At 65.6% G+C, this 13,142-nt stretch carries 11 protein-coding genes; 10 read left to right on the forward strand and 1 reads right to left on the reverse strand.

What is annotated here, in order from left to right:
* Positions 1-31: 31 nt before the first annotated feature.
* Genes ACRHIG_RS06045 through ACRHIG_RS06055 form a run of 3 tightly spaced genes read left to right on the forward strand, consistent with a single transcriptional unit; the run spans position 32 to position 3,352 of the window.
* On the forward strand, positions 32-1,942 hold the full coding sequence (locus tag ACRHIG_RS06045) for a beta-propeller domain-containing protein (RefSeq protein WP_489629653.1): 1,911 nt from the start codon (positions 32-34) through the stop codon (positions 1,940-1,942).
* Between the two features lie 49 nt (positions 1,943-1,991).
* Positions 1,992-2,558, forward strand: coding sequence for a sigma-70 family RNA polymerase sigma factor (locus ACRHIG_RS06050; protein ID WP_489629654.1), 567 nt, complete (start codon positions 1,992-1,994; stop codon positions 2,556-2,558).
* A complete protein-coding gene (locus ACRHIG_RS06055) occupies positions 2,555-3,352 on the forward strand; it encodes a hypothetical protein (protein ID WP_489629655.1) in 798 nt (265 codons plus the stop codon). The genes ACRHIG_RS06050 and ACRHIG_RS06055 overlap by 4 nt, the downstream gene beginning before the upstream one ends.
* Before the next feature lie 4 nt (positions 3,353-3,356).
* Here ACRHIG_RS06055 and ACRHIG_RS06060 read toward each other — a convergent pair whose 3' ends face one another.
* Positions 3,357-4,502, reverse strand: coding sequence for an MFS transporter (locus ACRHIG_RS06060; protein WP_475417518.1), 1,146 nt, complete (start codon positions 4,500-4,502; stop codon positions 3,357-3,359).
* A 282-nt stretch (positions 4,503-4,784) separates the two neighbouring features.
* Here ACRHIG_RS06060 and ACRHIG_RS06065 point away from each other — a divergent pair, with 282 nt between their 5' ends.
* The 7 genes from ACRHIG_RS06065 to ACRHIG_RS06095 all read left to right on the forward strand — a co-directional run bounded on the left by ACRHIG_RS06065 (position 4,785) and on the right by ACRHIG_RS06095 (position 13,034).
* Positions 4,785-5,549 carry a gamma-glutamyl-gamma-aminobutyrate hydrolase family protein gene (locus ACRHIG_RS06065; protein ID WP_489629656.1) on the forward strand — a complete coding sequence of 255 codons (765 nt, stop codon included), beginning with the start codon at positions 4,785-4,787 and terminating at the stop codon, positions 5,547-5,549.
* 54 nt (positions 5,550-5,603) lie between these two features.
* On the forward strand, positions 5,604-6,974 hold the full coding sequence (locus tag ACRHIG_RS06070) for a glutamine synthetase family protein (protein WP_035822563.1): 1,371 nt from the start codon (positions 5,604-5,606) through the stop codon (positions 6,972-6,974).
* 10 nt (positions 6,975-6,984) lie between these two features.
* Positions 6,985-8,445, forward strand: coding sequence for an aspartate aminotransferase family protein (locus tag ACRHIG_RS06075; protein WP_489629657.1), 1,461 nt, complete (start codon positions 6,985-6,987; stop codon positions 8,443-8,445).
* A gap of 137 nt (positions 8,446-8,582) precedes the next feature.
* Positions 8,583-9,731: an ABC transporter ATP-binding protein gene (locus ACRHIG_RS06080; protein ID WP_076565898.1), complete on the forward strand. Its 1,149-nt coding sequence runs from the start codon at positions 8,583-8,585 to the stop codon at positions 9,729-9,731.
* A 7-nt stretch (positions 9,732-9,738) separates the two neighbouring features.
* Entirely contained in the window at positions 9,739-10,668 is a 930-nt protein-coding gene (locus tag ACRHIG_RS06085) for an ABC transporter permease subunit (protein ID WP_475417514.1), read from the forward strand.
* Entirely contained in the window at positions 10,665-11,516 is an 852-nt protein-coding gene (locus ACRHIG_RS06090) for an ABC transporter permease (protein ID WP_436499988.1), read from the forward strand. The genes ACRHIG_RS06085 and ACRHIG_RS06090 overlap by 4 nt, the downstream gene beginning before the upstream one ends.
* A gap of 30 nt (positions 11,517-11,546) precedes the next feature.
* A complete protein-coding gene (locus tag ACRHIG_RS06095) occupies positions 11,547-13,034 on the forward strand; it encodes an aldehyde dehydrogenase (RefSeq protein ID WP_489629658.1) in 1,488 nt (495 codons plus the stop codon).
* The last annotated feature ends 108 nt before the right edge of the window (positions 13,035-13,142 follow it).

Raw genomic sequence — 13,142 nt, forward strand, 5'->3', positions numbered from 1 at the left:
TTGGACACCCCAGCCAACCGGAGAAGAAGCGATGTCCCGCGCCCTCAAGATCACATTGATACTGTCCCTGCTGCTGTCGGCAGGCAGCCACGCCGCCGGCACGGCGCCGCGCAAGACCCTGGCGCCATTCGCCAGCGAGCAGGCCTTGAGCAGCTACCTGCAGCAGCTGCAGGCGCGCCAGGCGGCGCTGCAAAGGGAGCAGCAGAAACTGCAGCGCGCCACGGCGCAGTATTCGGCGCAGTACATGGCAGTGCCAGCGCCGGCCCCTCCCGCTACTCCAGCACCGATGACGGCGAAAGCGGCGCCGGCGGCATCGGCAGAGGCGGCCGAATCGGTCACCAATGTGCAGACGGTTGGCGTGGACGAAGGCGGCATCGTCAAGCTGCACGGCAGGCACCTGGTGATGCTGCGGCGCGGCAAGCTGTTCACCGTGCAGGTGGGCGGCAATGCCCTGCAGCCCGTCGCCTCGCTCGACGCGTTCGCGCCGGGCAGCGACCCGTCGGGCAGCTGGTATGACGAAATGCTGATCGATGGCGACACGGTGGTGGTGATCGGCTACAGCTACAGCCGTGGCGGCACGGAGATCGGCCTGTTCGACATCGGTGCGGACGGCAAGCTGGCGTACCGCGCCACGTATCACTTGCGCTCCAACGATTATTATTCGTCGCGCAATTACGCCAGCCGCCTGGTCGGCGGCAAGCTGGTGTTCTATTCGCCCCTGTCGCTGAACCTGCGCCGGGGCGACCCGTTCGGCGGCTTTCCCGCGCTGCGCCGCTGGCGTCCCGACGCCGTACCGTCCGACTTCAAGCGCATCGCGCCGGCCACGCGCATCTACCGCACCGATGACGAACCCGAACCAGGCGCAGGCCTGACCCTGCATACGGTCACCGTGTGCGACCTGGCGCAGCGCGACATGCGTTGCGAAGCGACCGCCGTGATGGGGCCGCAGGGCCGCGTGTTCTATGTGTCGGGCGAATCCGTTTTCGTGTGGACCACGCGCCGCGGCAGCGACTCGGGCGTGTTCCGCATTCCCCTCGACGGCTCGGCGCCCAGCGCCCTGAAGGTGGCCGGTGCCCCCGTCGACCAGTTCTCGTTCCTGGAAAGCGTGGACGGCCACTTGAACGTCCTGCTGCGCGCCGAAGGCCAGGGCGATGGCATGTGGGATGGCGCAAAAGGGCGTGGCGACATGGCCTTGCTGCGCGTGCCATTGGCCACGTTTTCCGATGGCCGCGACAGCGCGCCGGCCGGCAGCTACAAGCCGCTGCCCGGTGGCGGCGGCTACGGCCTGCAGAACCGCTATGTGGGACCGTATCTGCTGTATGGTAGTCCGGGCAACGCGGGACGCCGCAAGGCGGACCAGGCTTGGCCGCGCCAGCCCCTGTATGCCGTGCGCTGGGCCGATGCGGGCGGCGTGCAAGCCTTGTCCCTGCCGCATGGCGTGGAGCGCATCGAGGCGCTGGGCAATGACGCCGTGGTGATCGGCGCGCAGGGCAGGGATCTGCACTTCAGCACCATCGGCCTGGGAGCGCAGGCGGCGGTCGCCACGCGCTACATCCGCGCCGACGCGGCGCAGGGCGAGTCGCGCAGCCACGGCTTTTTCTACAAGCCGCAAACGGCCGGCGAGGGCTTGATCGGCCTGCCCATCCTGGGCGCGGACGAGCGGCCTGGCCTCAACAAGTCGGCCGCATCCGTCCTGTATCTGCGCAACAGCGGCTTGCGGTTGACGGAACTGGGTGCGTTGGCCGCGCGGCCTGGCCAGGCGCCGGACGACGGCTGCCGCGCGTCCTGCGTGGACTGGTACGGCAATGCGCGCCCGCTGTTCCTGCAGGGCCGGGTATTCGCCCTGCTCGGCTATGAACTGGTGGAAGGGGCGCTCAGGGATGGACAGATCCGCGAAGTACGCCGCGTCAGCTATGCGCCCATTGCGTCCACTGTACGCTGAAGGCGCAGGGAAATTGTCTCCGCCGCGTAGTTCGGCTACACTGGTCCGCATGCCCGATACCTTACTGACCGCGACGGATGAGGAACTGATGCTGCGCTACAGCGCCGGCGACCTGCCGTCGTTTCGCGAGTTGTACCGGCGCCACAGCCAGGGGCTGTACCGCTTCGTGGCCTGGCGTTCGCCGCGCCGCGCGTGGGTGGACGAGATCGTCCAGGATGCGTGGGCCAGCCTGCATGCGGCGCGCGCCGGCTACCAGCCGCAGGCGGCGTTTCGCACCTATCTGTACCAGATCGCGCGCAACCGCCTGATCGACCTCCTGCGCCAGCGGGAAGGACAGGAGCACGGCGACGCGGGCGAACTGGCTGACGAGGGCGCCTCGCCGCCGCAGTCGCTGGAGCAGAAACAGCAGCACGCGCGGCTGCATGCGGCCATCGCCGCGCTGCCGGCGGAACAGAAGGAAGCGCTGGTGCTGCAGCAGTTCAGCGGCATGAGCATCCTCGAGATCGCTGCGGTGACGGGGGCGGAAGCGGAAACCGTCAAGAGCCGGCTGCGCTACGCCATGCAGAAATTGCGCGCGGGCTTGGACAGCGCCGGTGGCGCGGGAGGACAGGCATGAATACGTACAATCACGACGAACCGAATGACGAGGAATTGAACGCGCTGCTGGCCAGCCTGCCGCAGCCCGCGCCTTCCAGCGCGCTTGATGCGGCCATTCTGGCCGACGCTGAAAAAGCATTGGTAAAACCCGTCGCCGCGAACGACGGCGCCGATGGCGTGCTGCGCACCTTGCCCGCCAAGAAATCGCCCGATTACCTGCAGCGCTGGCGCGTTCCGCTGGGGCTGGCCGCCGCCGTGCTGCTGACGGTAAACCTGATCGGCGTGGACTGGTTCGGCTCGAAGCCGGCGCAATTTCCCGTAGTCGGGGAACCGCTCACGCGGGAGGTGATGCGGGAAGCCGCACCGGCCCCTGCCCCTGCGACTGCGTCCGCGCCACCGCCGCCGGCGCCGCGCGCCATGGCCAAGGCGGCACCGAGGCCGCCGGCGCAGGCCGAGCCAGTACCCGCGCACGTGTCAGTACCCCTGCCTCCGCCAGCACCGCCGCCCCCTCCTGCCCCGGCAATGCGTGAGGCGATGGAGCAGCAGGCCGCCATGCAGGCTGAAGCCGGCCCGCAGCGCCAGGCGCCGGCGCAGCGCGCGCTGGCCATGCCCGCGCCCGTGGCGGCCCGCTCCGCGCCGCTGCCGCCGCCCGCAAAGCTCGACGCCTCCGTGTGGCTGGTGAAGATCGACGCCCTGCTCAAGGCGGGCGAGAGTACCCTGGCGCACGAGGAGTGGACGGCGTTCCGGCAGGCGTATCCCGACTATCCGGTGGCCGAGGAGTTGCGGCAGCGGCTGGAAAAAATACCGAAGTAGCGCTTTACACGATCCCCTTCCTGCGCTCCCACACGGCGCTGCCGACGAAAATGGCGGCGCACACCCACATCACGGCCGGCAGGGCGTTTACGCCGGCCGATTGCATCAGGACGCCCGTCAGCAGGGGACCGCCGCCGCTGGTGATACCCCAGGTGGCGTTGACGATGGCACTGGCGCTGGTCAGCGACAGCCCCGTGAAACGCTCGCCGCAGGCCACCAGCGCCAGCATGTAGATGCCGCCCGCCGCCGCGCCCAGCAACAGCAGCAGGGTCCACCACAGCCATGGCGTGCCGACGGCAAACGGCAGCAGCGGCAGCAGCAGGCAGACGGCCACGCCGCAGCCCGCGTGCACCCTGGCGCGGCCGAAGCGGTCGGCCATCCAGCCCAGCGCGAATTGCAGGCCCGTGTCGCCCACCAGCACCACGGTGGCCGACAGCAGGGCCAGGTCCGTGCCGATGCCGTGCTCCATCGCATACAGCGGCAGCAAGCTCAATGCCAGCGTGTCGAACAGGGCGAAGAAGGCGGCGCCCAGCACGATCATCGGCATGCGCGGCAGGATCAGGGTCCACTGCACGCCGTGTTCTTGCGGCTCCTTTTCCGGGCCGCTGTTCGAGATCAGCATCAGGCCCGGCACGGCCAGCAAGAACAGCAGGCCGCAGGCGGCGAAGCTCCACGCAATCTTGTCGTTGAAGAGGGCCACGAGGGCGGGACCGATCAGCTGGAAGAAAGTAAAACTGGTGGTGTACATGGCCACCACGCGGCCGCGCGAATTATCGGGCGCCAGGCGGTTGACCCACGCTTCGCCGATGGTAAACAGCACTCCCATGGCGCCGCCGAAGAGGAAGCGCAGCACGCTCCACGCCAGCAGGTGGTCGCTGAACTGCATGGCGATCGTCGCCAGCGAGGCCACCCAGACGGCGCCCAGCATGGTGGCGCGGGCGCCGAAACGCCCCACCCAGCCCGAGACGAACGGCGAGGCGGCCAGGATGCCGAGGGCGCTGACGGCCGTGATCATGCCGATGATGTCCGTGCCCACGCCGCGCTGGTGCAGGGTCAGGGCGGTGAGCGGCATGGTGGCGCCCAGTCCCAGTCCCACCACGCCGATGCTGACCACGAGGGCGAAGAAGTCGCGCCACGGCATGTGCTTCATGGCTGCCCCCGCACGGTGAAAAAGGGGTTCGGGAAGGCTGAAAAACGGTGTGGATGCATGGGAAAGTAGGCAACTGTGCCTGCGGCGCTGGTGTTTGGCGCCGGACGGGCATATGATGATTTAAATAAAGGCAATATTGCAAAGCCGTAGTGTAGGCGATATGCGCCGCCGCTGGCCACGTCCATCGGTGTGGCCGCCTCTACCGGCTCTGCTGTACAGTGAAGCGAGCGGCAGCGCTGTCATGGCGCTGTCATTGGATCGTCACGCCAGCGAGGTAGCACCATGCGCCGTCCCATCGTTCTCGTTCCCGCCTGCCAGCGCCAACTGGGCAGCCACGCCTGGCACATGGCGCAGGATAAGTACCTGCACGCCGTGCTGCGCGGCGCAGGCTGCATGCCGCTGCTGCTGCCCGCGCTGGGCGCCGATGCCGACCTGGAAGCGGCGCTGCAGGTCGCCGACGGCGTCATGCTGACCGGTTCCGCTTCGAACGTCGATGCGCGCCTGTATGGCGAAGAGATCCTGCATCCCGACCTGCCGCAGGACCCTGCGCGCGACGCCACCACCTTGCCCCTGATCCGCGCCGCACTGGCGTCGCAGTTGCCGCTGCTGGCCATCTGCCGCGGCTTCCAGGAAGTCAACGTGGCCCTGGGCGGCAGCCTGCACCAGGCCGTGCAGGCGGTGCCTGGCATGCTGGATCACCGCGAAAACGTGCTCGATCCACTGGAACGCCAGTACGCGCCCGCGCACCGCATCAAGTTGATGCCCGATGGCGTGCTGTCACGGTTGCTGGGCGGCGAGAGCGAAATGATGGTCAATTCCCTGCATGGCCAGGGCATCGCCCGGCTGGCCGATGGCTTGCTGGTGGAAGCGCTGGCCGACGACGGCCTGGTGGAAGCGTACACGGTGGCCAGCGCCGCCGGCTTTGCGCTGGCCGTGCAATGGCACCCGGAATGGCAGGTGGAAGACAATCCGCAGTCCATGCGGCTGTTCGGCGCCTTTGGCCAGGCTTGCCGCGACTACCAGGAGCAGCACAGAAAGACAGAATGACAGGCGCGCCGCCCGCAGCACGCGGTGTTTGATCAAGACCAGCGAGAGGGAAACATGGCAATACGCGAAAATTTCACCTATACGGATATGGATTTGTGGCTCAATGAAAAGCGCGTCACGGAAATCGAATGCCTGGTCCCCGACTTGACGGGCGTGGCGCGGGGGAAGATCCTGCCGCGCGGGAAATTCACCCAGGAGCGCGGCATGCGCATCCCGGAAGCGGTGCTGGGCATGACCGTGACGGGCAATTATCCGGTCGACGATGGCGGCTATGACCGCGCCATTTCCAGCACCGACCGCGACATGATTTTAAAGGCCGATCCCACCACCATCACCATGGTGCCCTGGGCTACGGACCCCACCGCGCAAGTCATCCACGACTGCTATTTTGCCGATGGCGCGCTGGTCGATTTCGCTCCCCGCTCCGTGCTGCGGCGCGTGTTGAAACTGTATGCGGACAAGGGCTGGAAGCCCGTGGTGGCGCCGGAGCTGGAGTTCTACCTGACGGCGAAAAACACGGACCCCGACTTGCCCTTGAAACCGCCCATCGGGCGCAGCGGCCGGGCCGAGACGAGCCGCCAGGTGTACAGCATCGACGCCGTCAACGAATTCGACCCGCTGTTCGAGGATATCTACGATTACTGCGAACTGATGAACCTTGACGTCGATACCCTGATCCACGAAATCGGCGCGGGGCAGATGGAAATCAACTTCCTGCACGGCGATCCGCTGGGCCTGGCCGACAAGGTCTTCTTCTTCAAGCGCACCTTGCGTGAAGCCGCGTTAAAACACGATATGTACGCCACCTTCATGGCCAAGCCCATGGCCGGCGAACCAGGGTCCGCCATGCACGTGCACCAGAGCGTCGTCGATGCGAAGACGGGCCTGAACATCTTCAGCAACGAGGACGGTTCGGCCGCGCCCATCTTCAAGCATTACATCGCGGGCCTGCAGCGCTACATGCCGTCGGCCATGGCCATCGTCGCGCCCTACGTGAACTCCTACCGCCGCATCGTGCGCCACACGGCCGCGCCGATCAACATCCAGTGGGGCCTGGACAACCGCACGGTGGGCTTCCGCGTGCCCGAGTCGGGCGTGCAGGACCGCCGCGTGGAAAACCGCATCATCGGCGCCGACGCGAATCCCTACCTGGCCCTGGCCGTCACCCTGGCCTGCGGCTACCTGGGCATGACGGAGCAGCTGGAAGCGACGCCGATGATGGTGGGCAGCGCCTACGACATGAAGTTCGAGCTGCCGCAAGGCTTGCCCGAAGCCCTGCAGTTGCTGCGCGCGGAAGACAAGCTGCGCACGGTGCTGGGCGAACGCTTCATCGACGTGTATGCGGCCATCAAGGATCTGGAGCACCAGGAATTCATGACCGTCATCAGTCCGTGGGAGCGCGAACATCTCTTGCTGCACGTATAAAGGATCACCTATGAGCACATCCAATAATCCGCTGGCGCCGAGCGCCGCTTTTGTAGCCTCCGTGGCGCAGAAAAACGCGGCGCCGCAAGTCTACGATACGGCCGCCATCCAGAAAATGGACTCGGCCCACTACCTGCATCCGTTCACCGATTTCCAGGACCTGGCAAGCAAGGGCGCCAGGGTGATGGTGCGCGGCGACGGCGTCTACCTGTGGGATAGCCAGGGCAAGAAGATCGTCGACGGCATGTCGGGCCTGTGGTGCGTCAACGTGGGCTACGGCCGCACGTCGATCTCGCAAGCTGTGTACCGGCAAATGGAAACGCTGCCCTTCTATAACAGCTTCTTTGGCACGACGAACGTGCCGGCCGCGCAGCTGGCGGCCAAGCTGGCGCAGATATCGCCGCCGCAGTTCCAGCATGTGTTCTTCACCAGTTCCGGCTCGGAAGGCAACGACACGAATGTGCGCATGGTGCGCCGCTACTGGGATATCCTCGGCTACAAGGAGCGCCACACCATCATCAGCCGCCACAACGCGTATCACGGCAGCACGGTGGCGGGAGCATCGCTGGGCGGCATGGACGGCATGCATGTGCAGGGCGGCTTGCCGATACCGGGCATCGCGCATATCGGCCAGCCCAATTACCTGGAGTCGGGCCACGGCTTGACTCCGGAAGCCTTCGGCCTGAAGGCGGCTGGCTGGCTGGAAGACAAGATCCTGGAAATCGGCGCCGACAAGGTGGCCGCCTTCATCGGCGAACCGGTGCAGGGCGCCGGCGGCGTCATCATCCCGCCCTCCACCTACTGGCCCGAAATCCAGCGCATCTGCGACAAGTACGGTATCTTGCTGATCGCCGATGAAGTCATCTGCGGCTTCGGCCGCCTGGGGCGCTGGTTCGGCTCCGAGCTGTTCGGCATCAAGCCCGACCTGATCACCTTTGCCAAGGGCGTCACCTCGGGCTACGTGCCCCTGGGCGGCGTGCTGGTGGGCGACAGGGTGGCCAAGGTATTGATCGAGCGGGGCGGCGAATTCACGCATGGTTTCACGTATTCCGGTCACCCCGTCGCCTGCGCGGCCGCGCTGGAAAACATCCGCATCATCGAGGAAGAGCAGCTGGTGGCCAAGGTGGCCGACGACACGGGACCGTACCTGAAGCAGTGCTTCGCCAGCCTGGGCGAGCATCCGCTGGTCGGCTATGCGGACAGCTGCGGCCTGGTCGCGGGCCTGAACCTGGTGCGCCGCAAGGGCGCCACCGTGCACGACAACGAGCTGTTCGACGAGGGCCAGGGCGTGGGCATGATCTGCCGCGGCCACATGTTCGACAACGGCGTCATTATGCGCGCCGTGGGCGAACGCATGATCGTCGCCCCGCCCCTGGTCATGACGCGCGCGCAGATCGATGAGATGGTGGCGCTGATACGGCTGTGCCTGGACAAGACGTATGACGAGGTGAAGGCGAAGGGCTGGGTGTAGGTTTTTGCCCCATTTTGCCGCCATCTGCGTATTTTTTGGACCGCAATGGCGGCAGTTCCGCTAAACTTCCATCCTGGCCGCTCCTGTAGTGGCCAGTTTTTCATTTTGACACCCTCTTACCCAGAAGCTACCCACACATGACGATAGCAACACCTGCCGCGTCGGCCAGCGACGCCCAAGCGCCTTTCTTGCTGATTGATCAGCTGGTCAAGGAATTCGATGGCGTGCGCGCCGTCGATGGTATTTCCGTGACGATCAACAAGGGTGAGATCTTCGCCCTGCTGGGCAGTTCAGGTTGCGGCAAGTCGACCCTGCTGCGCATGCTGGCCGGTTTCGAGACGCCGACCTCGGGGCGCATCGCCCTGGCGGGCAACAGCATCGTCGACGTGCCGCCGCACCAGCGGCCCATCAACATGATGTTCCAGTCGTACGCGCTGTTCCCCCATTTGTCCGTGTGGGACAACATCGCCTTCGGCCTGCGCCGCGACGGCTTGCCGAAAGCGGAAGTGGCGGCGCGGGTCGAGCAGATGCTGGCGCTGGTGCAACTGGGCCAATACGCGAAGCGCAAGCCGCACCAGCTGTCGGGCGGGCAGCAGCAGCGCGTGGCGCTGGCGCGCAGCCTGGCCAAGCGGCCGCAATTGCTGCTGCTCGACGAACCGCTGGGCGCGCTGGATAAAAAACTGCGCGAACGCACGCAGATGGAACTGGTCAACATCATCGAGCAGGTGGGCGTCACGTGCGTAATGGTCACGCACGACCAGGACGAGGCCATGAGCATGGCCACGCGCATCGCCGTCATGAGCGAAGGGCGCATCCTGCAGGTGGGCGCGCCGGGCGAAATCTACGAGACGCCGAACTGCCGCTTCGTCGCCGACTTCATCGGCAGCGTCAACCTGTTCGACGGCCGCATTACGGAAGACGAACCCGATCACGTGGTCATCGACACGCCCGATGGCCGCCACTATGTCGCGCATGGCATCACGGGCAACCTGGGCATGGATGTCTCGGTGGCCGTGCGCCCCGAAAAGATCGGCATCCAGATCGCGCCGCCCGCCTTGGAAGAGCGCGCGTCACCAAAGGAACACGGCTACAACTGCGCCCAGGGCGTGATCGTCGCCATGGCGTATTTTGGCAATGAAACGAGCTACCACGTGCGCCTCGACAGCGGCACCGTGGTGAAAGTCTCGCGCACCAACGCGGCCCGCCACGATGCCGCGCGCCTCGAGCGCGAACAGCGCGTGTGGGTGTGGTGGGACGGCGCCGACATCGTCGTGCTGACCAGCTGAGGCCATCATGACGTCCATTCTGCAATCGCTGCGCAAGCTCGTCGCCCTGCGTTGGGTCACTGGGCGCACCGCCGTCATCGCCGTGCCCGCGCTGTTCCTGACGGCCGCCTTTCTGGTGCCCTTCCTGATCGTGCTGCGCATCAGCCTGTCCGACATGGATACGGCGGGCAGCCCGTTCGGCGGCTTGCTGTCGTACGTCGACGGCATCGTCGTGCTGAAGGTGAAAATCGCCAACTACCTGTTCATCGCCGCCGACGAACTGTATCTGCTCACCTACCTCAGTTCCATCAAATACGCGGCCATCACCACGGCCATCTGCCTGTTCATCGGCTACCCGTTCGCCTACTTCATGGCGCGCGCCAGGCCATCGATCCGCCCCGTGCTGATGATGCTGGTGATGCTGCCGTTCTGGACTTCGTTCCTGCTGCGCGTGTATGCGTGGAAGGGCATCCTGGCCAACCACGGCTTGCTCAACGATCTCTTGATCGCGCTGGGCGTGGTGAGCGAACCGCTGCACATGATGAACACCTCGTTTTCGCTGGTGGTCGGCATGGTGTATGCCTATCTGCCGTTCATGATCCTGCCCCTGTACGCCAATCTGGTCAAAATGGACGTGCGCTTCCTGGAAGCGGCTGCCGACCTGGGCGCCACGCCCCTGCAGGCGTTCTGGCGCATCACCGTGCCGCTGTCGAAGTCGGGCATCATCGCCGGCGCCATGCTGGTCTTCATTCCCTCCGTCGGCGAATACGTGATTCCCGAGCTGCTGGGCGGCCCGGAAACCCTGATGATCGGCCGCGTGCTGTGGGATGAGTATTTCACCAATAACGACTGGGCCATGGCTTCGTCCGTGACGGTGCTGGTGATCCTGCTGATCCTCGTGCCGATGGCCATTTTTAACAAATACAAGACCGACCAGGACGCGGAGGAGCGCACATGAACGGACGTACCTTCCTGCAGCGCTGGTTCGGGCGCGGCTGGCTCTCGCTGGGCTATCTGTTCCTGTACCTGCCCATCATCGTGCTGATCGTCTTCTCGTTCAACAGCTCGCGCCAGGACATGGTGTGGAGCGGCTTTTCGCTGCGCTGGTACAGCGAGTTGATGAGCGATGCGGAAATCATCTCGGGCTTCGGTTTATCCCTGAAGATCGCCTTCATGTCGGCGACGTCTTCCGTCATCCTCGGTACCTTCGCCGCCTTTGCCTTGACCAGCTACCAGCGCTTCCGCGGCCGCACGGTGTTTTCCGCCATGGTCAGTGCGCCCTTGGTGATGCCGGAAGTGATCATCGGCCTGTCGCTGCTGCTGATGCTGGTGTCCATGCAAAAGGTCTTCGGTTTTCCCGAGCGGGGCGTGCTGACCATCTGGCTCGGTCACACCCTGCTGGGCATGGCGTATGCGGCCGTGGTGGTGCAATCGCGCCTGCAGGAAATGAGCAAGTCGCTGGCGGAAGCGGCCATGGACCTCGGTTGCCGCGCGCACCAGGTGTTCTTCCTCGTGACCCTGCCGAACATCACGCAGGCATTGGCCTCGGCCTGGCTGCTGACGTTTACCCTGTCGCTGGACGACGTGGTGCTGTCCGCTTTCCTGTCCGGTCCCGGTTCGACGACGATGCCGCTGGTGATCTTCTCGCGCGCGCGTCTGGGGCTCGACCCGCGCGTCAATGCGATCGCCGCGCTGACGATCCTCGTCGTGACGCTCGCCGTGATCGCGTATGCCGTGATGCTGGCGCGCGCCGACCGCAGACGCCGCAAGCAGATGTCCGCGGCGTATTCGGCGGACCAGGAGTAAGCTGCTTGTAAACTGACACAGGAGACGACCATGACGGAAAACACCAGCTGGCACGCACGGGCCGCAGAGATCAAGATCGATGGCCGCGCTGTCATCAACGGCGAACGGGTCGCGGCCAGGTCCGGCCAGACTTTCGACAATCTGTCGCCCATCGACGGACGTCTGCTGGGGCAGGTGGCCCGCTGCGACGGCGCCGACGTGGAGGCGGCCGTGCAGGCCGCGCGCGCCGCCTTTGACGACCGCCGCTGGGCCGGTAAATCGCCGGCGCAGCGCAAGCGGATATTGATCAAGTTCGCCGACCTGGTGCAGAAATACGGTCCCGAACTGGCCCTGCTGGAAACCCTGGACATGGGTAAGCCGATCAAGTACAGCCAGAGCGTGGACGTGGGCGCCACGGCCAACTGCCTGCGCTGGTACGGCGAGGCGATCGACAAGGTCTACGATGAAATCGCGCCGACACCCGCCAACAGCCTGGCCCTGATCACGCGCGAACCGGTGGGCGTCGTCGCCGCCATCGTGCCGTGGAATTACCCGATGATCATGGCCGCCTGGAAGATCGCGCCCGCCCTCGCGGCCGGCAACAGCGTGATATTGAAGCCGTCCGAGAAATCGCCATTGACGGCGCTGCGCCTGGCCGACATCGCGCTCGAAGCGGGCGTGCCGGCGGGCGTGTTCAACGTGCTGCCAGGCTACGGCAACGAGGCCGGCGCCGCGCTGGCGCTGCACATGGACGTCGATTGCATCGGCTTTACGGGGTCCACGCGCACGGGGAAACTGATCGTGCAGATGGCGGGCCAGTCGAATCTGAAACGGGCGTGGACGGAACTGGGCGGCAAGTCCGCCAACATCGTGTGCGCCGATTGCCCGGACCTGGACAAGGCCGTGGCGGCCGCCGTCGGCTCCATTTTCTTCAACCAGGGCGAAAGCTGCAATGCGCCATCGCGCCTGTTCGTGGAAGAATCGATCAGGGAAGAATTTGTCGCCAAGGCGCTGGCCATGCTGCCGCGCTTCCAGCCAGGCGACCCGCTCGACGAAGCCACCGTCATGGGCGCCATCGTCGACGCCACGCAGATGCAGACGGTGATGGGCTATATCGCGGCCGGCAAGAGCGAAGGCGCGCAGCTGCTCGGCGGCGGCGAGGCCGTGCGCCTTGATACGGGCGGCTACTACGTGCAGCCCACCATCTTCGGCGTGGACGCCGGCATGACGATCGCGCGCGAAGAGATTTTCGGGCCGGTGCTGTCCGTGCTGGGCTTTACGGATATCGCTGAAGCCATCCAACAGGCAAATGCCACGCCCTACGGCTTGCAGGCGGCCGTGTGGACCTCGGACATCAGCAAGGCCATCCAGACGGCGCGCGCCCTGCGCGCCGGCACCGTGCACGTCAACCAGTACGACGGCGACGACATCACCGTGCCGTTCGGCGGCTACAAGCAGTCGGGCAACGGGCGTGACAAGTCGCTGCACGCGCTGGACAAGTACACGGAGCTGAAGACGACGTGGATACAGGTGGGATAGGGATTTGCGCCTGCGGTGTTGTCGGATTACGGCCTGCGGCCTAATCCGACCTACCCGACCTATAGCGTGGATGGTTTCGTAGGTCGGCTTGGCGCGCAGCGCGTAAGC

Source organism: Janthinobacterium sp. C22 (assembly GCF_057919405.1).